Origin of the sequence: Allobosea sp. LjRoot9 (assembly GCF_964252745.1) — a bacterium.
In the GTDB taxonomy this organism is placed as follows: domain Bacteria; phylum Pseudomonadota; class Alphaproteobacteria; order Rhizobiales; family Beijerinckiaceae; genus Allobosea.
On the sequence record NZ_CAXUPC020000004.1, the window covers coordinates 95875 to 117624 of the forward strand.

The 21750-nt window shown below is 64.7% G+C and carries 24 protein-coding genes and 1 tRNA gene; 16 read left to right on the plus strand and 9 right to left on the minus strand.

Annotated features, from left to right (window positions below):
* Positions 1–227 precede the first annotated feature (227 nt).
* On the plus strand, positions 228–713 hold the full coding sequence (locus ACSQ3P_RS17740) for an Lrp/AsnC family transcriptional regulator (protein ID WP_436166843.1): 486 nt from the start codon (positions 228–230) through the stop codon (positions 711–713).
* A gap of 21 nt (positions 714–734) precedes the next feature.
* On the opposite strand, the gene arsB is transcribed toward ACSQ3P_RS17740, so the two are convergent.
* From arsB to ACSQ3P_RS17755, 3 genes are read right to left on the minus strand one after another with little or no spacing between them, the layout of a single operon-like run.
* Positions 735–1832 carry an ACR3 family arsenite efflux transporter gene (gene arsB, locus ACSQ3P_RS17745; RefSeq protein WP_436166844.1) on the minus strand — a complete coding sequence of 366 codons (1098 nt, stop codon included), beginning with the start codon at positions 1830–1832 and terminating at the stop codon, positions 735–737.
* The gene (gene arsC, locus ACSQ3P_RS17750) at positions 1829–2260 is read right to left on the minus strand and encodes an arsenate reductase (glutaredoxin) (RefSeq protein WP_436166845.1); all 432 of its coding nucleotides are present in this window, start codon (positions 2258–2260) and stop codon (positions 1829–1831) included. Before arsC ends, arsB begins: the two co-directional genes overlap by 4 nt.
* Positions 2261–2271: 11 nt before the next feature.
* A complete protein-coding gene (locus tag ACSQ3P_RS17755) occupies positions 2272–2604 on the minus strand; it encodes an ArsR/SmtB family transcription factor (protein WP_436166846.1) in 333 nt (110 codons plus the stop codon).
* 149 nt (positions 2605–2753) lie between these two features.
* On the opposite strand from ACSQ3P_RS17755, the gene ACSQ3P_RS17760 reads away from it, so the two are divergent.
* On the plus strand, positions 2754–3203 hold the full coding sequence (locus ACSQ3P_RS17760) for a YybH family protein (protein ID WP_436166847.1): 450 nt from the start codon (positions 2754–2756) through the stop codon (positions 3201–3203).
* A 241-nt stretch (positions 3204–3444) separates the two neighbouring features.
* Here the strand turns inward: ACSQ3P_RS17760 and ACSQ3P_RS17765 are convergent, their stop codons facing one another.
* Together ACSQ3P_RS17765 and ACSQ3P_RS17770 are read right to left on the minus strand one after the other, a co-directional pair.
* Positions 3445–4398, minus strand: a complete 954-nt coding sequence (locus ACSQ3P_RS17765) for a phosphoribosylaminoimidazolesuccinocarboxamide synthase (protein WP_436166848.1) — start codon at positions 4396–4398, stop codon at positions 3445–3447.
* 236 nt (positions 4399–4634) lie between these two features.
* Positions 4635–5312 (minus strand): TetR/AcrR family transcriptional regulator, encoded by a 678-nt coding sequence (locus tag ACSQ3P_RS17770; RefSeq protein WP_436166849.1) that lies wholly within the window; start codon positions 5310–5312, stop codon positions 4635–4637.
* 143 nt (positions 5313–5455) lie between these two features.
* On the opposite strand from ACSQ3P_RS17770, the gene ACSQ3P_RS17775 reads away from it, so the two are divergent.
* From ACSQ3P_RS17775 to ACSQ3P_RS17800, 6 genes are all read left to right on the plus strand, one after another.
* Positions 5456–6649 carry an HlyD family secretion protein gene (locus ACSQ3P_RS17775; RefSeq protein WP_436166850.1) on the plus strand — a complete coding sequence of 398 codons (1194 nt, stop codon included), beginning with the start codon at positions 5456–5458 and terminating at the stop codon, positions 6647–6649.
* A gap of 300 nt (positions 6650–6949) precedes the next feature.
* A complete protein-coding gene (locus tag ACSQ3P_RS17780) occupies positions 6950–8539 on the plus strand; it encodes a DHA2 family efflux MFS transporter permease subunit (RefSeq protein ID WP_436166851.1) in 1590 nt (529 codons plus the stop codon).
* Positions 8540–8748: 209 nt separating this feature from the next.
* Positions 8749–9282: an iron response transcriptional regulator IrrA gene (gene irrA, locus ACSQ3P_RS17785; protein WP_310158167.1), complete on the plus strand. Its 534-nt coding sequence runs from the start codon at positions 8749–8751 to the stop codon at positions 9280–9282.
* A complete protein-coding gene (locus ACSQ3P_RS17790; RefSeq protein WP_310158168.1) occupies positions 9279–9566 on the plus strand; it encodes a (2Fe-2S)-binding protein in 288 nt (95 codons plus the stop codon). Before irrA ends, ACSQ3P_RS17790 begins: the two co-directional genes overlap by 4 nt.
* Before the next feature lie 102 nt (positions 9567–9668).
* Positions 9669–10154, plus strand: coding sequence for a bacterioferritin (gene bfr / locus ACSQ3P_RS17795; RefSeq protein WP_069688927.1), 486 nt, complete (start codon positions 9669–9671; stop codon positions 10152–10154).
* Positions 10155–10345: 191 nt separating this feature from the next.
* Positions 10346–10903 (plus strand): MOSC domain-containing protein, encoded by a 558-nt coding sequence (locus tag ACSQ3P_RS17800; RefSeq protein ID WP_436166852.1) that lies wholly within the window; start codon positions 10346–10348, stop codon positions 10901–10903.
* A 152-nt stretch (positions 10904–11055) separates the two neighbouring features.
* On the opposite strand, the gene ACSQ3P_RS17805 is transcribed toward ACSQ3P_RS17800, so the two are convergent.
* The 4 genes from ACSQ3P_RS17805 to ACSQ3P_RS17820 all read right to left on the minus strand — a co-directional run bounded on the left by ACSQ3P_RS17805 (position 11056) and on the right by ACSQ3P_RS17820 (position 13263).
* Complete coding sequence (locus ACSQ3P_RS17805; protein WP_310158173.1) at positions 11056–11736, minus strand: cold-shock protein; 681 nt, start codon at positions 11734–11736, stop codon at positions 11056–11058.
* Between the two features lie 136 nt (positions 11737–11872).
* Entirely contained in the window at positions 11873–12574 is a 702-nt protein-coding gene (locus ACSQ3P_RS17810; protein WP_436166853.1) for a carbonic anhydrase, read from the minus strand.
* 70 nt (positions 12575–12644) lie between these two features.
* Entirely contained in the window at positions 12645–12959 is a 315-nt protein-coding gene (locus tag ACSQ3P_RS17815) for a DUF167 family protein (RefSeq protein WP_436166854.1), read from the minus strand.
* A gap of 13 nt (positions 12960–12972) precedes the next feature.
* Positions 12973–13263: a YggT family protein gene (locus ACSQ3P_RS17820; RefSeq protein ID WP_310158177.1), complete on the minus strand. Its 291-nt coding sequence runs from the start codon at positions 13261–13263 to the stop codon at positions 12973–12975.
* Between the two features lie 133 nt (positions 13264–13396).
* On the opposite strand from ACSQ3P_RS17820, the gene ACSQ3P_RS17825 reads away from it, so the two are divergent.
* From ACSQ3P_RS17825 to ACSQ3P_RS17860, 8 genes are all read left to right on the plus strand, one after another.
* Positions 13397–13472 (plus strand) — tRNA-Ala (locus tag ACSQ3P_RS17825).
* 347 nt (positions 13473–13819) lie between these two features.
* Positions 13820–14269: a MucR family transcriptional regulator gene (locus ACSQ3P_RS17830; RefSeq protein ID WP_069688922.1), complete on the plus strand. Its 450-nt coding sequence runs from the start codon at positions 13820–13822 to the stop codon at positions 14267–14269.
* 250 nt (positions 14270–14519) lie between these two features.
* Positions 14520–15434 (plus strand): LysR family transcriptional regulator, encoded by a 915-nt coding sequence (locus tag ACSQ3P_RS17835; protein ID WP_436166855.1) that lies wholly within the window; start codon positions 14520–14522, stop codon positions 15432–15434.
* A 233-nt stretch (positions 15435–15667) separates the two neighbouring features.
* Entirely contained in the window at positions 15668–16150 is a 483-nt protein-coding gene (locus ACSQ3P_RS17840) for an NAD(P)H-dependent oxidoreductase subunit E (RefSeq protein ID WP_436166856.1), read from the plus strand.
* Between the two features lie 5 nt (positions 16151–16155).
* Complete coding sequence (locus ACSQ3P_RS17845; RefSeq protein WP_436167183.1) at positions 16156–17712, plus strand: formate dehydrogenase beta subunit; 1557 nt, start codon at positions 16156–16158, stop codon at positions 17710–17712.
* A 10-nt stretch (positions 17713–17722) separates the two neighbouring features.
* On the plus strand, positions 17723–20605 hold the full coding sequence (fdhF, locus tag ACSQ3P_RS17850) for a formate dehydrogenase subunit alpha (protein WP_436166857.1): 2883 nt from the start codon (positions 17723–17725) through the stop codon (positions 20603–20605).
* On the plus strand, positions 20592–21434 hold the full coding sequence (gene fdhD, locus ACSQ3P_RS17855; RefSeq protein WP_436166858.1) for a formate dehydrogenase accessory sulfurtransferase FdhD: 843 nt from the start codon (positions 20592–20594) through the stop codon (positions 21432–21434). Before fdhF ends, fdhD begins: the two co-directional genes overlap by 14 nt.
* Positions 21431–21703: a formate dehydrogenase subunit delta gene (locus tag ACSQ3P_RS17860; RefSeq protein WP_436166859.1), complete on the plus strand. Its 273-nt coding sequence runs from the start codon at positions 21431–21433 to the stop codon at positions 21701–21703. The genes fdhD and ACSQ3P_RS17860 overlap by 4 nt, the downstream gene beginning before the upstream one ends.
* The last annotated feature ends 47 nt before the right edge of the window (positions 21704–21750 follow it).

A 21750-nucleotide genomic window follows, 5' to 3' on the forward strand; every position in this document is an offset into this window, starting at 1 on the left:
TCCAATTGGATCGGAAGCTGCTCTGGCTGTTTGGTTTAACGCGATTTCTCCGCGCAAACGCTTCGCGTTTGTCGCGAGCGAACCGGTGTCCACTTCGCTCGAAAACGCTCCAGCTCAAAAGACAATAGCGGTCGCGATCGGAGAGAGTCCGTGCAATGTTTCGCACAAACACCGGGTGATGGAGCGTTATTCGCTCGCATCATGGCCTTTGGGAGCGAAAAAACCTCATGGTCGAATTGGATCAGATCGACCGCCGAATGCTGGCCGCGCTCCAGGCCAATGGGCGGATCTCGAATCTGGAGCTTGCCGAGCAGGTCGGGCTGTCGCCGACGCCGTGCAGCCGGCGCATCAAGCGGCTCGAGGAAACCGGCGTGATCGAGGGCTATGCGGCCCGGATCAGCCCGGCGGCGCTCGGCTTCGGCATCTGCGTGATGGTGAGCGTGCGCCTCGCCAAGCAAAGCCCGGATGCGGCGAGCCAGTTCCTAACCGCGATACAGGGGCGGCCCGAGATCACGGAATGCCTGCTCGTGACCGGCAATGTCGACTACCTGCTGCGGGTCTGGGTCAAGGATATCGAGGCGCTCAGGCGTTTCATCACCGAGGCGCTGCAATCGATCCCCTGCGTCGCCGAAACCTCGACGATGGTCATTCTGGAGGCGACGACGTCGAACCGGCTTCTGTCGGTGCCCGGCAAGGCCAGGTCCAGGACATAGCCTCGCGCGTCGCTACCGGTGTCACGGTGGTGCCCGCCCGGCGAGCGCCGGGAGCTCGCTCGCCGGAATCGGTAGGGAAAACCAACGGCGGCCGAGCCAGAGCGCGACATGGACGAGCAGGACGAGGACCGGCACCTCGACCAGGGGGCCGATCACGGCAGCAAACGCAACCGGCGAGGCGAGGCCGAAGCTGGAGATCGCGACGGCGATGGCGAGCTCGAAATTATTGCCCGAGGCGGTGAAGGCAACGGCCGTGGTGCGGGGATAGTCGGCCTCGATCCATTTGCCCATGACGAAGCTGATCAGGAACTGCAGCACGAAATACAGCGCCAGCGGGATTGCGATCCGCACCGCGTCGAAAGGCAGGCGCACCAGATCTCCGCCCTTCAGGCTGAACATCGCGACGATGGTGAAGAGCAGCGCGGTCAGGGTGACCGGCCCGATGCGCGGCAGGAAGGTGTCCTCGTACCATTCCTGGCCTCGGCGCGCGGTCAGGACACGCCGCGTCAGGTAACCGGCCAGGAAGGGGATGCCGAGATAGATCGCGACCGCTTGCGCGATCGTCCAGAAGGTCACCGCGACGACGCTGCCCTCCAGTCCGAACAGCGGCGGCAGAACGCTGAGGAAGAACCAGGCATAGACGCTGAAGAACAGGATCTGGAAGAGCGAGTTGAAGGCGACGAGGCCGGCGACATATTGGTTGTCACCCTTGGCGAGCTGGTTCCAGACCAGCACCATGGCGATGCAGCGCGCGAGCCCGATCAGGATCAGCCCGGTCATGTAATGCGGCTGATCGCGCAGGAAGATCACCGCCAGCGCGAACATCAGGACGGGGCCGATCAGCCAGTTCTGGACCAGCGACAGCGCCAATACGCGCTTGTCGGCGAAGACGGTTGGCAATTCCTCATAGCGGACGCGCGCCAGCGGCGGGTACATCATCAGGATCAGGCCGATCGCGATCGGGACGTTGGTCGTGCCGATCGAGAGGCTCTCGAGTGCGGCGGGCAGGCCGGTGAAGACCGTGCCGAGGGCGATGCCGAGCGCCATCGCCGCAAAAATCCAGAGCGTGAGGTAGCGATCGAGGAAGGAGAGCCTTTCGGGCGCAGGCGCGGTCGTCATGCCGAAATCCTCGTTCCGGTCTCATCGATGACGCGCTCGCCGTCCTCCTTGGCGAAAGCGCCCTTTTGGGGGGCGGGCAGCAAGTCCAGCACGGCTTCCGAGGGTCGGCAGAGCCTGGCGCCGAGGGCCGAGACCACCAGCGGCCGGTTGATCAGGATGGGATGCGCCATCATCGCGTCGATCAGCGCAGCGTCGGGCAAGGACATGTCGCCAAGGCCGAGCTCGGCATAGGGCGTGCCCTTCTCGCGCAGCAGGTCGCGCGGCGCCATCCCGGCGCGGGCGATCAACTGGACCAGCAACGCCCTTGCTGGCGGCGTCTTCAGATATTCGACGACATGGGGCTCGATGCCGGCATTGCGGATCATCGCCAGCGTGTTGCGCGAGGTACCGCAGGCCGGGTTGTGGTAGATGACGATGTCGGCGCTCATGCGGGTCCCACTCAGCAGCACGGGGTCAGTTCAGCGATCAACGGCGCGCAGAGCTCGGGCTTTCCGGCGCAGCAATCCTTGACGAGGAAGAGGGTCAGCGCGCGCAACCCATCCAGATCGGCGCGGTAGACGATCGAGCGGCTGCGCCTCTCCGATTTGACGAGGCCGGCGCGCGACAGGATCGCCAGATGCGCCGACATGGTGTTCTGCGGCACCTGGAGAAGGCGGGCGATCTCGCCGGCGGCCAGGCCTGCGGGCTCATGGCGAACCAGAAGGCGGAAGCTGTCGAGGCGGGTCGCCTGCGCCAATGCGCCGAGCGCGGTGATGGCTGTTTCACTTTCCATATATCCAGATTAATGGATATTTGTGATCATGCAAGCCCGGCGTTTTGCGAATGACGGCTGTCACGATTTGCCGATGCAGGTTTGCTGCCGCCGCTCTTGCCCGCCGCCCTGCCGGTCATGCTAGCCTGACGGGCTTGCAGGAGGTCGGAATGGACAGCGCATCACAATCGGCGAAAGAGGCTTTCGAGGCTGCCCTTGGCGTGCTGAAAGCGGCGCTCGCCCATGTCGCCAATGGCGATGTCGGGCCGATCAAGGCGTTCTATTCGCATCGCGACGACGCGACCAGCTTCTATGGCTGGGGCGGATATGAAAAGGGCTGGGACGAGGTCTCGCAGCGCTGGGACTGGGCGGCGGAACGCTTCAAGGGCGGCACGGTCAGCCACAGGAACATCACCACCGTGCTGGGGGCCGATCTGGCCTACACGACCGATATCGAGACCTTCAGCGTCAAAATGTCGGGCATGGAGCAGCCGACGCAATGGTCGAATCGGGTTACCCATGTGTTCCGGTTCGAGGATGGCGGCTGGCGCCTGCTGCACCGGCACGCGAACCGGCTCGAGGATCAATACGAGCCGTCGAAGCGATTGGGCGCGGGTTAGCGCGGGAGTTTTGGTTTCGGAAACACTGCACGTCATCCCGGACGCAGCCCCCGGGTCCGATCTTCGATCGGCCCAAGGATAAACTCCGCGGAGATCCGGGATCCATCGTCGAGCTCCGGAGGCCTCCGATGGATTCCGGATCTGCGCCGCTGACGCGGCTTGTCCGGAATGACGGTGCGTTTCCGAACCAGAACGTCATGCTTTACGGGCGGATGTCAGCGCCCGTCGAGCGCCTCGCCGGTCAGGTGAAATAGGGCGCAAGATTTGCCCGGATGCGGTCCAGGACGGTTGCACCGGAGAGATCGGGCGCAAAGGTCTGGCCCGTGATCATCTCATAGGCCTGGATATAGACGCGCGAGGTCTGCTCGACGAGCGCGGCGGGAATCGGCGGGATCGGGTCCTTGTAAGGATCGCAGCGCGCTGCAACCCAGGCGCGGACGAAGTCCTTGTCGAAGCTGACCGGTCGCGTTCCCTCCGCCAGGCTCTTCTCATAACTGTCGGCGACCCAGTAGCGGCTGCTGTCGGGCGTGTGGATCTCGTCGGCGAGGATGATGGCGCCGGTCTTGTCCGTGCCGAATTCGTATTTCGTGTCGACGAGGATCAGGCCGCGCTCGGCGGCGCGGGTCTGGCCGCGCGCGAACAGCGCTAAAGCATAGCGCGAGACGGTGTCCCACTGTTCCTGGCTCAACAGCCCCTGCGACAGGATCTCGGCGCCCGACAAAGGCTCGTCATGGCCGCCGTCGAAGGCCTTGCTGGTCGGGGTGATGATCGCCTCGGGCAGCTTTTCGTTGTCGCGCAGACCGTCTGGCAGGCGCATGCCGTACATCTCGCGCTCGCCGTTCCTGTATTTCGTCAGGATCGAGGTGCTGGTCGTGCCGGCGAGATAGCCGCGCACGACGATCTCTACCGGGAGGATGTCGAGCCTGGTGCCGATCACGACATTGGGGTCGGGATAGGCGAGCACGTGGTTGGGGCAGATATCGGCAGTTTCCTCGAACCAGTAGCGCGCCGTCTGGGTCAGCACCTGCCCCTTGAACGGGATCGCGGTCAAGATCAGATCGAAGGCGCTCAGGCGGTCGGTCGCGATGATGATGCGGCGGCCATCGGGCAGATCATAATTCTCGCGGACCTTGCCGTTGTAGCGGTTCGGCAGTTCCGGAATGAACGCATCTGACAGAACGCGGGAATCGCTCATCGGGGGTCTTTCGCTGGAGCGCTTTATCTCAATGCGTTTTCTTCACGCGAACCGGTGTCCAGTTCGCTCGAAAACGCTCTAGGCTTGCAACCGCTTAAAATCGCGCAAGCCTACGGGGTCAAGCGGGATCTGGCGGTGAGGCCTCGTGGCAAATCGGCTCAAGGACAATTGGAAAGATGAGCCCTCATCCTAAGGAGACGCGCCTGCGGCGCTCCTCAGGATGAAGGCTGAGGGCCTCAAGCCTTCGATTTCCCAGCGTCTCGCGCATAGCGGGCGAGGAACATCGTGACGGCCGAAGCGACGACGCGTTTGATCTCGGCCTCGGGGGCGGGGCTGCGCTTGGCGTTGAACAGGCGCGGGCGTACCAGGGTCGACTGGCAAAGGTCGAGGAACTGCATGGCTGCGAGCTCGGTGTCGTCGATGTCGAGCACGCCCTTCTCGACCTGGCGGGCAAGGTAACCCGCGAGGCATTGGGTGCCGTATCCAGGGCCGCGCTCGTAGAATTCCTTGCCGAGATCGGGCATGCGCTCGGCGACGCCGAGCACGATGCGGTGGGCGCTGACGGCGAAATCGCTGGTCAGCATGCGCGCCAGCCCCTCGCCGAAGCCCGCCAGCCCATGGGCGAGATCGAGATCGCTATTCAAGATCTCGTAAAGGCCGCGCTTCTGCGCCTCGCGCTCGCGCTCGATCAGCGCGACGAAGAGATGCTCCTTATCCTCGAAATAGACATAGAGCGTGCTCTTGGAGACATTCGCGGCGGCCGCGATGTCGCTCACGCTCGCCGCATCGAAGCCGCGCGCCGTGAAGACTTCGTGCGCGCCATCGAGAATCTGGCGGCGCTTGTCGGGGTCTGCTCCCGCGATGCGCCGATTCCGCGATGTCGACTTAATGGCTTGCTCAAGTATTTCGCTCATACTGCCCGTCCGGCGCCTCTCGGCCGCCCTGAAAAAAGAATCGAACCGACTGGTTCGATTCCTCTTGATATGCGTCATCGATGGCGCTATTTCAACCGAAATCGAACCTACTGGTTCGAATTGAACGTCGCCAGGATGTTTCCATGTCCGCCGAGACCATCACCGACCAGCGTCGCGACCGGCTCAAGCTGGTCGACCCCGCAATGGATACCACACAACCCGCCCATGCCCGCCAGCCCGGCGAGGCTGCGCCCCAGGACGCGGCCGAGACGGCTGCGGCGCCGAAGGCGAAGCGCGGCGGCGTACGCCGGGCCGGCCTGATGCTGCTGGCGACGGCGGCGGTGGGCGTCGGCGCCTGGTACGGCGTCGACTGGTGGAAGAATGGCCGCTTCATCGTGTCGACCGATGACGCCTATGTCGGCGCCGAGATGGCGACGATCTCGGCCAAGCTCGCGGCCAATATCGCGACGGTCTCCGTGGTGCAGAACCAGGAGGTCAAGGCCGGTCAGCCATTGGTGGCGCTCGACGATGGCGACTGGCGTCTTGCGCTCGACAGCGCCAAGGCCAAGAGCGCGACCGCCACCGCGACGCTGCTGCGTATCGACAGCCAGATCGAAGCCGGCCGCGCTGCGCTGGTGCAGGCGCGGGCCCAGCAGATCTCGGCCGAGGCGGCCGTCACCCGCACGGCTGCCGATTTCGACCGTGCCAACAGCCTTGCCGCCAAATCCTACGGTTCGCAGGCCACGCTCGACGCCGCCAGGGCGGCGCGCGACCAGGCTGTTGCCTCTCTGGCGAGCGCCAAGGCCGGCGTCGTGCAGGCTGACGCCAATGTCGAGGTGCTGAAGGCGCAGAGCGTCGAGGCGGCTCGCCAGGCCGATGAACTCAAGGTGGCCGAGCAGAAGGCCGCGCGCGATCTCACCTTCACCAGGGTCGCCGCGCCGATTGACGGTCTCGTCGCCAACACCAATGTCCAGCTCGGCGATCTCGTCAGCGCCGGCAAGCGCCTGATGTCGATCGTCCCGCTCGACCAGGTCTATGTCGATGCGAACTTCAAGGAGACGCAGGTCGGCCCGCTGAAGATCGGCGACAAGGCCTCGATCACGGTCGATGCGCTGCCCGGCCAGGTCTTCGAGGGCAAGGTCAGCGGCATCGCCGGCGGTACGGGCTCGGTCTTCACGCTGCTGCCGCCCGACAATGCGACGGGCAACTTCACCAAGATCGTCCAGCGCGTGCCGGTGCGCATCGCGCTTGCGCCGGAATCGGCCGGCAAGCATGTGCTGCGCCCGGGCATGTCGGTCGTGGTGAGCATCGATCCGCGGCCTGCTTCGCAGCGCTGAGCATCGGTTCGAAAAATCTCGAACCCTCATCCTGAGGAGCCATTTCATGAGAAATGGTGTCTCGAGGGATGGTCCAGCGCCCCCTGGAACATCATTCGAGACGCTCCTTCGGCGCTCCTCAGGATGAGGGCTCGAGTTCCCAGAGCCGGATGATGTCAGATGGGCTCACAAAATGATCCGATCTGAAATCTGAATCCGTCTCTCATCCAAGAGTGAGAGCAGGATCAATGCGAAAAACCGGTTCCCACTTTTTCGCATCCTGCTCTCGTCTTCGCCGAGCGAATTGAAAGGCGGGCCGCCATGGCCACCGCGACGCTGACCAGTCCAGCCGGTGCGCCTCCGAAGGAGGACGCCATTCCGAGGCGGCGGATCTTCGCCTTCATCGCCATGGTCTTCGGCATGTTCATGGCGATCCTGGACATCCAGATCGTCTCGGCCTCGCTCGCCGAGATCCAGGCCGGCCTGTCCGCGTCTTCGGACGAGATCGCCTGGGTCCAGACCGCCTATCTGATCGCCGAAGTGATCATGATCCCGCTCTCGGGCTATTTGAGCCGCGCCTTCTCGACGCGGGTGTTCTTCTCGATCGCGGCCGCCGGCTTCACCATTTCCAGCGTGCTTTGCGCGACGTCGTCCTCGATCAACGAGATGATCCTGTGGCGCGCCGTCCAGGGCTTTATCGGCGGGGGCATGATCCCTGGCGTGTTCGCCGCGGCCTTCACCATCTTCCCTGCGTCCAAGCGGCCGATCGTCTCGCCGATCATCGGCCTTGTCGCGACGTTGGCGCCGACGATCGGGCCGACCGTCGGCGGCTATCTCAGCCATGCCTTCTCCTGGCACTGGCTCTTCCTGGTCAATGTCGTGCCGGGCATCTGCGTCTCGATTGCGGCCTGGACATTGATCGATTTCGACAAGCCGCAGGCCGGGCTGCTGAAGCGCTTCGACTGGCTCGGCCTGCTCGGCATGGCCTCCTTCCTCGGCAGCCTCGAATATGTGCTGGAGGAAGGCACGCGGCTCGACTGGTTCGAGAGCCATGAGATCGTGTTCTTCTCCTTCGTGATGGTCGCCGGCGCGGTCCTGTTCTTCTGGCGGGCGCTGACGCGGGACGACCCGCTGGTCGATCTCTACGCCTTCACAAACCGCAACTTCGCCTTCGGCTCGCTGTTCTCCTTCTGCATGGGCATCGGCCTCTACGGGCTGACCTATCTCTACCCGGTCTATCTCGGGCGCATCCGCGGCTATGACGCGCTGATGATCGGCGAGACGATGTTCGTCACCGGCCTGTGCATGTTCCTGACCGCGCCGATCGCCGGGCGGCTCTCGACCAAGCTCGACCCGCGCGTGATGATGATGATCGGCTTCGGCGGTTTTGCGCTGGGAACCTATATCGCCTCTGCGATCACGGCGGACTGGGATTTCTACGAGTTGCTGGTCCCGCAGATCCTGCGCGGCTGCTCGCTGATGCTGTGCATGGTGCCGATCAACAATCTCGCGCTCGGCACCTTGTCGCCGCATCAGCTCAAGAATGCGTCGGGCCTCTACAACCTGACCCGCAATCTCGGCGGCGCTGTCGGCCTGGCCCTGATCAACACGGTGTTGAACACGCGCACCGACCTGCACATCACGCGGCTGCATGAGATGGTCGCTGCGGGTCGCCAGATCGCCGAGGAGAACATCGCGGCGCTGACGCAGCGCTTCTCCGATTTCGGCGACGCCGCCCAGTCGATGGCATTGGCCCTGATCAACCAGCGCGCCCATAAGCAGGCGCTGATCATGGCCTTCGGCGACGTCTTCCTCGGGCTGACCCTGATCTTCGGCGCGCTCGTGCTGATGGCGCTGTTCATGAGCAAGCCGCCCAAGGTCGCGCCGGCCGGCGGCGGCGGGGGGCATTGAGACCACGCCGTGATTCCGGGCTCGGCTCTTCGGACCGCCCTGGAATGACGGCGGAGATCGCGCCGATCGTCCCTGCCTGATGCGTCATGTCGCACCTGCTCAGATTGACATTTCCCTGTCGTTCCGACAAATATAACAACAATATCAGTAGTTTAGATGTTTTCTAAACTGCGAAGCCGGTCAGCCGGTATTGTTGGAAGGCGTTATTCATGAGTGTTTTGCCTGCGAAGGACTTGGGTCAGCCCCGCATTGCCGCGGACCATATCCCGTGGCCGCAGAAAAGCCCGGCCTCCTGCCCGATCAGCGCGGTGAAGGCGCGCCTGCGCACCGCGGGCCTGCGGCCGACGCGCCAGCGCATGGCCTTGGGCTGGCTGCTTTTCGCCAAGGGCGACCGCCATGTCAGCGCCGAGATGCTCTATGAGGAGGCGATCCGCGCCCGCGAGCCGCTCTCGCTTGCCACCGTCTACAACACGCTGCGCCAGTTCTCGGAAGCCGGGCTGCTGCGCCAGGTCTCGGTCTCGGGGCCGAAGACCTTCTTCGACACCAATGTCTCCGAGCACCACCATTTCTACAATGAGGACGACGAGACGGTCGTCGACATCCCGGGCTCGACGATCCAGGTCGCCGGCCTGCCGCAGGCGCCGGAAGGCATGGAAATCTCCTCCGTCGAGGTCATCGTGCGGCTGCGCCGCGCCGATGGCGAGGAAATCGAGACGCGCATGACTGGGGGCCGTCACGCGTGATCGTCTGCTCCTGTAACGTTTTGTCGTGCCGGCAGATCAAGGGCACGATCGCTCCTGATGGCAGTGGCCCGGCGACGGCGAACCAGGCTTATGACTGCCTTGGCTGCAGCGCGAGCTGCGGCGGCTGCGCCCGGCAGGTCCGCGCGATCCTGGCCGAGGCGCGCGCCGCCTGCATGAGCCAGTGCGGCTCCTGCGCCAGCCGCGACATCGAATGTGCTGTGCATATCTCCGTCGGCCAGATGATGGATGGGCTGGAGATCGCCAGCGACCGCGTCGCGGCCTGAGCTATCCACGCAGAAAAGCGCCTTTCGCGTGATTTCCGGTCTTTCCTTCTGTAAAAGCTCAGTCTACATTGGTATCATTCCAGTGTACTGAGGAGCTCCGCCATGAAGGGTGACAAGAAGGTCATCGAGTATCTCAATAAGGGGCTTCGCTCGGAGCTCACTGCGATCAACCAGTATTGGCTGCATTACCGGATTCTCGATAATTGGGGTCTGAAGGAGATGGCCAAGACTTGGAAGAAGGAGTCGATCGAGGAGATGGTCCATGCCGACCGCTTCGTCGACCGCATCCTCTTCCTCGAAGGTTTCCCGAACATGCAGACGCTGGATGCGCTGCGGATCGGCGAGACCGTTCCCGAACTGATCGAGTGCGATCTCAAGGCCGAGATCGAGGCGCGCGCGCTCTATCAGGAAGCGGCGAAGTATTGCCGCGAGGTCGGCGATTACCCTTCCGAGGAGTTGTTCAAGGCGCTGATGAAGGACGAGGAAGGCCATATCGATTTCTTGGAGACGCAGCTCGAACTGATCGCGCGCATCGGTCTCGAACTCTACACCCAGAAGCATGTCGGCGGGCTCGACGAAGGACACTGAGCCTTCGTCCTTTTCAGCCATCGCGAATCGCGCGCCGGATCCGCATCGCGGGTCCGGCGTTTTCGTGTCTGGAGCAGTGGGCCTTGCGCGGCGGGCGACCCGCCTGATCCTGCCCGGGCAGCCTGCGGGCTCGCCAGCGCCCGAGAGCCATGGCAGAAGGCGGCCATTGCGGGGCATATGGAGGTCTGGGTATGGCGGCGCAGATTTTGGCGGCGAAGGTCATCGCGGTGAGCGCGGCTTCGAGCCATGCCTTCAGCAAGCCGAACCTGCCTGCGATCCGCCTGCTCGCCGGCCTCGGCGTCGAGGGTGATGCCCATTGCGGCGAGACGGTGAAGCATCGCTCGCGCGTCGCGGTCGACCCGACGCAACCCAATCTGCGCCAAGTCCATCTGCTCCAGGCCGAATTGCTCGACGCGTTGAATGCGGCGGGTTTCGACGTCGGGCCCGGGCAGATGGGTGAGAACGTGCTGACGCGCGGGCTTGATCTGCTCGGCCTGCCGGTCGGGACGCGATTGCAGCTGGGACCTGACGCGCTCGTCGAGATCACCGGTTTGCGCAATCCCTGCGCGCAGATCGAGGCGTTCCGGCCAAAGCTTCTCGCCGCCGTGCTCGGTCGCGACGAAAACGGCAAGCTCATCCGCAAGGCCGGGATCATGGGGATCGTGCTGGCAGGCGGCGAAATCCGCCCCGGCGATGCAGTCGGCGTCACATTGCCGGCGCAGCCGCATCGGGCCCTGGAGCGGGTCTGAGGCAGGTTCTACAGAGCGCTCTGGCGCGGGCCGGGCACCAAGAGCGCGACGAGGCGGGGGGCTTCATCGAAACATGGCCCTTGATGCCGCGACCGTGAGGTCGTGCATCAAGGGCCAGCTATCAGGATATGGTGCGCGTTCTTTCGGCAGCTTCAGATGAAGCTGACATTGGCCGCTTCGGGGCCTTTCTTGCCGGCGCGGATCGAGAAGCGCACGCGCTGCCCGTCCATCGGCGGCTGCAGGCCGCTGCGGCCGAGCGACGAGACGTGCAGGAACACGTCCGGCCCGCCCTTGTCGGGGGCGATGAAGCCAAAGCCGCGATCGGAGTTGAAGAACTTCACGGCGCCGTCGAACGGGCCTTCCATCGGGCCGCTGTCGCGGCTGGCGAAGCCGCCACGATCACCGCCGCGGTCGTTGTAGCCGCCGCCACCGCCATAGCCGCCACGATCGCCACCGCGATCATTGTAGCCACCACCGCCATATCCACCACCGCCGCCGAAATCGTCACGCGGCGGGCGCGGCGAGAAGGGACGGGGCGCGCGGTCGGAGCGGGGCGCTGCCGGCTGCGCGGTCGAGGCGTCGATCTCGTGAACGGCGACGACCTGCAGGCCGCGCCGGCCCTCGCCGAGATCGGCGATGATCGTCGCGCCAGGCTGAAGGTCCTGCTGGTCGAGCGGGCCAAGGGCCGAAACATGCAGAAAAACGTCGCCGGAGCCGTCGGCCGGCGAGGCAAAACCGAACCCCTTTTCGGGGTCGAACCATTTGACCTTGGCTTCGATATTCTCGTGGGTGACGAAAGGCTGGGCAGCGGGAGGCTTGCGACGATCGAACATGGAGCTTCAAGAATGCGGTGATCGGAAGGCAGCAATCTAGCGCAAGCCGACCCGGCCGTCATCGGGGGCGCGAGAGGAAATTATCGCACCCGAAGTTGCATCCATTCACCCGCGCGAGGCCACTCGCGCGAGGCTCTCAGCCCGGTTCGTCGCAGCGGATCATCTGCACCTTTTTCGGCATCTCCCCGACTGCCGGGACGAACTGCCCGGTTACCGGATCGAGCAGCATCAGCACGCCGGTCGCCACCGCGAAATAGGCGCCGTGCAATTGCAGGCGGCCCTTGCCTTCCAGGATCTGCACGCAAGGGAAGGTGCGCAGATTGGTAAGCGATTGCTGGATCGAAGCGAGCGAGAGCCGCTCGACATAATCCTCGAAACTCTCATTGCGACCGCGTCCGCCGGTGCGCTGCGCCGCGGGGCCGATCAGCGTGATCCATCTGCCGATGAAGTCGCCGGGCGAGAGCGGGCCTTGCGTATCGTCGGCGAAGGCGCGGATGCCGCCGCAACGGCCATGGCCGAGCACGACGATATGCTCGACCCGCAGCGCCTGCACGGCGTATTCGAGCGCGGCCGAGGTGCCGTGGAGCTGGTCGTCGGGCGAAAACGGCGGCACCAGATTGGCGACGTTGCGGGCGACGAACATCTCGCCCGGTCGTGCGTCGAAGATGATCTCGGGCGAGACGCGCGAATCGCAGCAGCCGATCAGCATGATCTTCGGCGTCTGCCCGCTATCGGCGAGCTCCTCGTAGCGGCTCTTCTCGCGGTCGAAACGGTCGTCGAGGAAGGCGCGATAACCTTCGGTCAGGCGCTCGGGGAATAGGGGCGCTGGCTTGTCCATGCCCTTCTCGAACAGGATGCGGGGGCTTTCGTCAAGCGCATGTTGCGTCGCAGCGTTGGGCAGAAACCAGTCACCCGGCTGCGAGAAATGCCTCCAGCCGCGCCAGAAGCGTTGCCGAATCACCCTCCAGCAGCACGCTCTTCAAGCGGGCCGAGGCGCCCGCGACCAGCGTCACCCGCGAGCGCGGCAGGCCCAGGAGCTTGGCCAGAAACGCGACCAGCGCCGCATTGGCCTCGCCATCGCTGGGTGCGGCGCGGACCCTGACCTTCAGGACCTCGCGCCCATCGGCCAGGGTTTCGACGCCGTCGAGCCCATCGCGCCCGCCGCGCGGCGTCAGTCTGACGGAGAGGAGGAGGCCGTCCGGCGATTCGCGCCAGGCGGGCACGCAGTCCCCGAATCTAGAAGACGGCGGGGTAGATGTAGCGGACGATGACGCTCTGGATGAAGAAGATCAGCAGCAGGAGGATGATCGGCGAGATGTCGATGCCGCCGAGACTGGGCAGGCGTTCGCGGATCGGCCGCAGAGCCGGCTCGGTGATCTTGTAGAGCGAATCCCAGACCGTCGCGACGAACTGGTTGCGTGTGTTGACGACATTGAAGGCGATCAGCCAGCTCAGCACGGCCGATGCGATCAGGAGCCATGTGTAGATGTTCAAGGCGAGCATCACCACATCGAGAACGGCACGCATCGGCATTCCTCTTGAGAATCAGTGTTGACCGGCAGCGCGATGCTTCCGCCGACTCCGCGACGACGTCATGCGCGAAGTCGTGGTGCGGGTGATTGACATCCACGCGACGCACGGCCTAGAAGGCCAGCGCCTTGGGGCTGTAGCTCAGATGGGAGAGCGCTGCAATCGCACTGCAGAGGTCAGGGGTTCGATTCCCCTCAGCTCCACCAGGCTTTTCTCGTAGATCGTTGAAAGGCCTGGTGGATATCCAAGCTGCGGCGCAGGCGGCAGGCCGCGTCTTGAGATAGCCGCCTCTTGGGCAAGCCCCTCGCCCAATGCTTTGGCTCATCCCTGTTTCATCGTTGGCGCGCGCGAATGGCGCTGTATTTCCGGCTCGTTGGTGGTGTCGTGGCGGGTAACGGCGTTCTGTGCTGGCAGGTTGCTCCCTCGTTGGGCGATCTGCATTTACGACTAGAGTTTTCGGGCAGCTAAAGATGCCGGCTTCTCTATAAGGCCTTGCTTCTGCCTTGATGTAGAGCAATATTGTCGCTTATTGTCTCAAGTCTAGGGTCGAAGAATGTCCGACGATAGCGAAGCGCTTATTGGTCTCTCGGCGATGGTCGTCGCGGCCTATGTCGCGCATAACAATGTTCCGCGCGCCGATCTGCCCGGCTTGATCGCCAGCACTCATGCCGCCCTGGCCGGTCTTGGCGAGGAGCCGGCTGCCGCTCCCGCGGGGCCGCTGGTGCCGGCCGTGCCGATCAAGAAGTCCGTGACGCCCGACGCCATCATCTGCCTGGAGGATGGCAAGGCGTTCAAGTCGATGAAGCGGCATCTCGGCGTCTCCTACGGCATGACGCCGGCCGAGTACCGCACGAAATGGGGCCTGCCGGCGGATTATCCGATGGTCGCGCCGAACTATGCCGAGGCGCGCTCCGCTTTGGCCAAGACGATGGGCCTCGGCCGCAAGGCTGCCGCCGCGCGTTCCACCCAGCCTGCCCGTCGCAGCAAGAAGGTCCCGGCCTGATCGGCGGCTTTCGCGGGAACCCGCGAGAGCCTGTTGTCGCATACGGACGCCGCGCTCTTCGCGCGGCGTTTTGTTTTGAAGATCTGCCGCTCCGGCCTGCGCACGCCCAAGAACTGGCATACCAAGAACTCCAGCGCCGATGCGCTTGCCTGTTCACGCGTGGGCACAGTAGCTCTTGGTATGCCAGTTCTTGGGCGTGCGCCTGTTTCCGAGCGCCGCGCCGTCAACCCAGCCGGGCTCTTCCGCCGTCATGATCATCCGTCAGTTGATCTATCTCGATGCGCTGGCCCGCGAGAAGCATTTCCGCCGGGCGGCCGAGGCCTGCCATGTCTCGCAGCCGACCTTGTCGGCGGCCATCGTCCAGCTCGAGGAGGAGCTCGGCGTGCTGATCGTCGAGCGCGGGCGGCGCTTCCAGGGGTTGACCAAGGAGGGCGAGGTTGTGCTCGCCCATGCAAGGCGCATCCTCGCCGAAGCCGATTTGATGAAGGAATCGATCGCGGAACTGAAGGAAGGCGTCAGCGGCCGCATCAGATTGGGCGCGATCCCGACCGCCCTGCCGATGATCGCTCATATCACCGCGCCGTTCTCCTCGCGCTATCCGGCTGTCTCCCTGACCGTGCTGTCGCTGACCTCGAACGAGATCCAGGATCGCATCGACAATTTCGAGCTCGATGTCGGCCTGACCTATCTCGACAACGAGCCGCTCGACCGGGTGATCTCGAAGCCGATCTATCAGGAATCCTATGTGCTGCTGACGCGGGAGGACGGCCCGCTCGGCGGCTATGAGAGCATCTCCTGGGCCGAGGCAGGTGAGCTCAAACTCTGCCTGCTGACCTCCGATATGCAGAACCGGCGCATCATCGACGGCATCTTCCGCTCGGTCGGGCTTGCTCCGAGGCCGGCGATCGAGACCAATTCGATCTTCAATCTATGCTCGCATGCCGGCATCCAGGGCGTTTCCAGCATCGTCTCGCTGCAATTGCTGGAGTTCTTCGGCGTGCCCCTGGGCACCAAGGCCCTGCCGCTGGTCGAGCCCGAGGCGCAGCGCACGATCGGCCTGATCGTCGCCGACCGCCAGCCCTTTGCACCACTGGCCAGGAACCTCTTGATGATGTCGCGGCCGGTGCCCGAGGCGGCTCTGCCGCGGCGACCAATTGTGCGATAGCCGAGGCCTATCGTCTTCCGCCGGTGAAACGATGGCTGCGCCGCAGAATGAGGTGATAAGCCAAGATTATCGCAAGCCGATTGAGAATGGCGCCCCTCTTTGAGGGCCGGCGGGGTGATTTATGATAGCTAAGAACTATCATTCAGTTGGAACAAACGATTTGAAATCATTCCAGTATGGACCACCATTCATCAAAAGCTATCGTCGGGTGAACCGCGTCGAATGGAGGAATGATGGCCGGATACCCCGCCTGGGACCAGGATAGCGCACGCTCGATCATTGCGGGCCTTGCGCATCTCGAAGGCGCGACGCTGCCGATCCTGCACGCGCTGCAGGAGGAGTTCGGCCATGTCGACCCGCAGGCGGTGCCGGTGATCGCCGAGGCGCTGAACCTGTCGCGCGCCGAAATCCATGGCGCGATCTCGTTCTATCACGACTTCCGGACATCGCCGCCGCCACGGCGCGTGATCAAGCTTTGCCGCGCCGAGGCCTGCCAGGCGCTGGGCTGCGAGGCGCTGGTCGCGGAGCTGGCGCGTGAGCACGGCATTGCGGTCGATGATCATGGGGCTGGGGCGGATGTCGCAGTCGAGACGGTCTATTGCCTCGGCAATTGCGCGCTTGGGCCGGCTGCGCTGGTCGATGGCGAGTTGATCGGCCGTGTCGATGCCGACCGGCTCGCCGCGCTCTGCGGCTCCCATGCGGGAGCGCGCGCATGAGCCCGGTGCCGGTCAAAATCTTCGTGCCGATCGATGCCGCCGCGCTGTCGGTCGGGGCCGAGGGCGTCGCGCAGGCGATCCTGCGCGAGGCGCAGGCGCGTGGCGTCGCGATCGAGCTCGTTCGCAACGGCTCGCGCGGCATGCTCTGGCTGGAGCCCCTGGTCGAGGTCGAGACCGCGGCGGGGCGTATCGCCTATGGCCCGGTGGCAGTGAGGGACGTCGCGGGCCTGTTCGAGGCGGGGTTCCTCTCCGACGGCGCCCATGCACTGCGATTGGGCGTCACCGAAGAACTCGACTGGATGAAGCGCCAGCAGCGCCTGACTTTTGCGCGCATCGGCGTCATCGACCCGCTCTCGCTTGCGGATTATCGCGCCCATGGCGGCCTGGCCGGACTCAAAGCTGCGCTGGCGATGACCGGAGGGGCGATCGTCGAAACGGTGAAAGCCTCGGGTTTGCGCGGGCGCGGCGGCGCGGGCTTCCCGACCGGCATCAAGTGGAAGACGGTGCACGACGCGCAAGCGGAGCAGAAATACATCGTTTGCAATGCCGATGAGGGCGACAGCGGCACCTTCGCCGACCGGATGCTGATGGAGGGCGACCCCTTCCTGCTGATCGAGGGCATGGCGATCGCTGCCGTCGCGGTCGGTGCGACCAAGGGCTTCATCTATCTGCGCTCGGAATATCCGCATGCGCATCGTACTCTGCAGCGCGCCATCCTGAAGGCGGAGAATGCCGGCATCCTGGGCGACTCCGTGCTGGACACGGGCCATGCCTTCCATCTGGAAGTGCGATTGGGGGCAGGCGCCTATATCTGCGGCGAGGAGACCTCGCTGCTCGAAAGCCTGGAGGGTAAGCGCGCGCTGGTGCGGGCCAAGCCGCCGCTGCCGGCCCTGCAAGGGCTCTTCGGCAAGCCGACCGTCGTCAACAATGTGCTCTCCTTCGCGGCCGTGCCCTGGATTCTCCAGCATGGCGCAAAGGCTTATGCCGATTACGGCATGGGCCGCTCGCGCGGCACGCTGCCGGTGCAGCTCGGCGGCAATGTCAGGCGAGGCGGGTTGATCGAGCTAGCCTTCGGCATCTCGCTGCGCGAGATCATCGAGGATATGGGCGGCGGCACATTGTCGGGCCGCCCGATCCGCGCCGTGCAGGTCGGCGGGCCGCTCGGCGCTTACCTCACGGCGGGCCAGCTCGACGTCGTCATGGATTACGAGGCGCTGGCGAGCATGAAAGCCATGCTCGGGCATGGCGGTATCGTCGTCTTCGACGATACGGTCGACATGGCCAGGCAAGCCCGCTTCGCCTTCGAATTCTGCGCCAAGGAATCCTGCGGCAAGTGCACGCCCTGCCGCATCGGCGCGGTGCGCGGCGTCGAGGTGATGGACCGCATCATCGCCGGCACCGAACGCCCGAAGAACATGGCGGTCCTGCGCGATCTCAACCGCCTGATGACCGACGCCTCGCTCTGCGCCATGGGCGGCTTGACCCCGATGCCGGTGATGAGCGCGCTGAACCATTTTTCCGAGGATTTCGACCGGCCGCTCCCTGCTTTGGCCGCCGAATGAGGAGCCTGTCATGAGCCTGATCAAGGAGATCGATTTCGGCACGCCGATCCGCGTTTCCGAAAAGCAGGTCACGCTGACGATCGACGGGCAGAGCGTCACGGTCCCGGCCGGCACCTCGGTGATGGCGGCTGCGATGAGCGCTGGAACCAAGATCCCCAAGCTCTGCGCCACCGACATGCTCGAGCCCTTCGGCTCGTGCCGGCTCTGCCTCGTCGAGATCGAGGGAAGGCGCGGCACGCCTTCCTCCTGCACCACCCCGGCCGAGGAGGGCATGGTCGTTCGCACGCAGACCGAACAGCTCTCGACGCTGCGCAAGGGTGTGATGGAGCTCTACATCTCCGACCACCCGCTCGACTGCCTGACCTGCTCGGCCAATGGCGATTGCGAATTGCAGGACATGGCGGGTGCGGTCGGCCTGCGCGAGGTCCGCTATGGCTATGAGGGCGAGAACCATGTCTTCGCCAAAACGGCGGACGGCCTCGCCAATGAGAACTGGTTGGCCAAGGACACCTCCAACCCCTATTTCACCTATGATCCGACCAAATGCATCGTCTGCAATCGCTGCGTGCGCGCCTGCGAGGAGGTGCAAGGCACTTTCGCATTGACGATCACGGGCCGCGGTTTCGATTCGCGCGTCGCCCCGGGCCCGACCGATTTCCTGGGTTCCGAATGCGTCTCCTGCGGCGCCTGCGTGCAGGCCTGCCCGACGGCGACGCTGATGGAGAACAGCGTCATCCAGATGGGCCAGCCCGAGCATTCCAAGGTCACGACCTGCGCCTATTGCGGCGTCGGCTGCTCGTTCAAGGCCGAGATGCAGGGCGACAAGGTCGTCCGCATGGTGCCCTACAAGGACGGCAAGGCCAATGAGGGCCATTCCTGCGTCAAGGGCCGCTTCGCCTGGGGTTATGCGACCCATAAGGACCGCATCACCAAGCCGATGATCCGGGAGAAGATCACCGATCCCTGGCGCGAAGTGTCATGGGAGGAGGCGATCAATCATGCCGCTTGCGAGTTCAAGCGCATCCAGTCGCGCTATGGCCGGGAATCGCTTGGCGCCATCACCTCGTCGCGCTGCACCAATGAGGAGGTCTTCCTCGTCCAGAAGCTGGTGCGCGCCGGCTTCCGCAACAACAATGTCGATACCTGCGCCCGCGTCTGCCATTCGCCGACCGGCTACGGCCTGAAGACGACGCTGGGCACCTCGGCCGGCACGCAGGATTTCAAATCGGTCGCCAGGGCCGATGTCATCCTGGTGATCGGCGCCAATCCGACCGACGGCCACCCCGTCTTCGCCTCGCGGATGAAGAAGCGCCTGCGCCAGGGCGCCAAGCTGATCGTCGCCGATCCGCGCCGGATCGACATGGTGAAATCGCCCCATATCAAGGCGGAACACCATCTCCAGCTCCTGCCCGGCACCAATGTCGCGCTGATCAACGCCATCGCCCATGTCGTCGTCACCGAGGGGCTGATCGCCGAGGATTATGTCCGCGAGCGCTGCGACCTGGCCGATTTCGAGATCTGGGCCCGCTTCATCGCGCAGGCGCATAATTCGCCCGAGGCGAGCGAGGAATTCACTGGTGTGCCGGCGGCCGATGTCCGCGCCGCGGCGCGGCTCTACGCCACCGCCGGCAACGGCGCGATCTTCTACGGGCTCGGCGTCACCGAGCACAGCCAGGGCTCGACCATGGTGATGGGCATGGCCAATCTCGCCATGGCGACCGGCAATATCGGGCGCGACGGCGTCGGCATCAATCCGCTGCGCGGCCAGAACAATGTCCAGGGCGCCTGCGACATGGGCTCCTTCCCGCACGAGTTCACCGGCTACCGCCATGTCTCGGACGATGCGACGCGCCAGATCTTCGAGATGATGTGGGGCGTGCCGCTCGACGTGGAGCCGGGCCTGCGCATCCCCAACATGCTGGACGAGGCGGTCGGCGGCACCTTCAAGGCGCTCTATGTCCAGGGCGAGGACATCGCCCAGTCCGACCCCAACACGCAGCACGTCACCGCCGGCCTGTCTTCGATGGAATGCGTCGTGGTGCAGGACCTGTTCCTGAACGAGACGGCGAAATACGCCCATGTCTTCCTGCCGGGCTCCTCCTTCCTGGAGAAGGACGGCACCTTCACCAATGCCGAGCGCCGCATCAACCGCGTCCGGCAAGTGATGGCGCCGCTCTCGGGCAAGGCCGAATGGCAGGTCACGATCGATTTCGCCCGGGCGCTCGGCTACGAGATGGCCTATGCGCATCCCAGCGAGATCATGGACGAGATCGCGCGGCTGACGCCGAGCTTCGCCGGGGTGAGCTATGACAAGCTCGACAAGCTCGGCTCCGTGCAATGGCCCTGCAATGAGAAGGCCCCGACCGGCACGCCCTTGATGCATGTCGACCGCTTCGTGCGCGGCAAGGGCAAGTTCATGATCACCGAATTCGTGCCCACCGAGGAGCGCACCGGGGCGCGCTTCCCGCTGATCCTGACGACGGGGCGCATCCTCTCGCAATATAATGTCGGCGCGCAGACGCGGCGCACCGCCAACTCCACCTGGCATGACGAGGACGTGCTGGAGATCCACCCTTTCGACGCCGAGAATCGCGGCATCAAATCAGGCGATCTCGTCGCGCTCGCCAGCCGCTCCGGCGACATCTCCTTGCGCGCCGAGGTCTCGGAGCGGATGCAGCCCGGCGTGGTCTACACGACCTTCCACCATGCCGAGACCGGCGCCAACGTGATCACCACGGATTTCTCGGACTGGGCGACCAATTGCCCGGAATACAAGGTGACGGCGGTCGAGGTCAGGCGGACGAATTATTATTCGCAATGGCAGGAGCGCAACCGCGAGGAAGACATCTCGCTGCGCCAGATCGCGGGGCGTCTGCCCGATGCCGCGGAATAGCCCGCCCGCCCAGCCGCCGGCCTCCTGCGCCGTGCCGGCCGCGCCGGTCCGCTTCGATGGCGGCCGGGGCCTGGCAGTGAGCGCCGAGGTTGCCGTCGAGGCGCCGGTCAGCATCGTCTATGGCAACCTGCCCTATGCGGTGATGATGGCGACGCCGTCCGATCTCGAGGATTTCGTCGCCGGCTTCAGCCTGACCGAAGGCATCGTCACCGGTATCGACGAGATCAGGGGCATCACGGTCCAGCCGCAGTCGGACGGCATCGTCGTCACCGTCGATCTTGAGCCCGGCCGTTTCCGCGAGCATCTGGCGCGGCGGCGCAACCTCTCGGGCCGGACCTCGTGCGGGCTCTGCGGTGTCGAGACGCTGAGCGAACTGCCGATGGCGCGGGCGGGAGCGCGGGAGCGGCAACCGATCGCGCGGAACGCCATCCATGCGGCGCTGGCGAGCCTGGAGCGCCACCAGCCCTTGAACCGGCTCACCCATGCCGTCCATGCCGCCGTGTGGTGTGACGCTTCAGGTGCGATCCTGGCGGCGCGCGAGGATGTCGGCCGGCACAACGCGCTCGACAAATTGATCGGCGCGCGTTTGCGCGCCGGCCATGAGGCCAGCAGTGGTTTCGTGCTCGTCACCAGCCGGGCCTCCTTCGAGATGGTGGAGAAGGCGGCGATCTTCGGGGCCGGCACGCTGGTCTCGATCTCGGCACCGACCTCGCTCGCGATCGAGCGGGCGAAGCGGCTTGGCTTGAATCTTGTCTGCGTCGCCCGTGACGATGGCTGCATCGTTTTCACTGGGGCGCTGGCGTCGGAACTGGAGACGCAGGCACGATGAGCGAAGCTGTGCTGTCGACGAGCGAGGCGCGGGACGCCCACAAGGCCGAGCAATGCGAGAAGCTCGCGCGCATGGCCGGGCAGATCGCCGATTTCTTCAAATCCTATCCCGACGAGCAGGCGGTGCCCGCCATCGCCGACCACATCAACCAGTTCTGGAGCCGGCGCATGCGCGAGGATTTCCTCGCCGCGTTCAAGGGCGATTCCCAGGAGCTCCAACCCCTTGTGCGGCGCGCCTTGGCGCTGATCAGGCCGGCGCGGGGCGGATAGCGGAGCAGAGCGCGCCTGAAAAAGGCGTGCACAACGCGATTTCAACG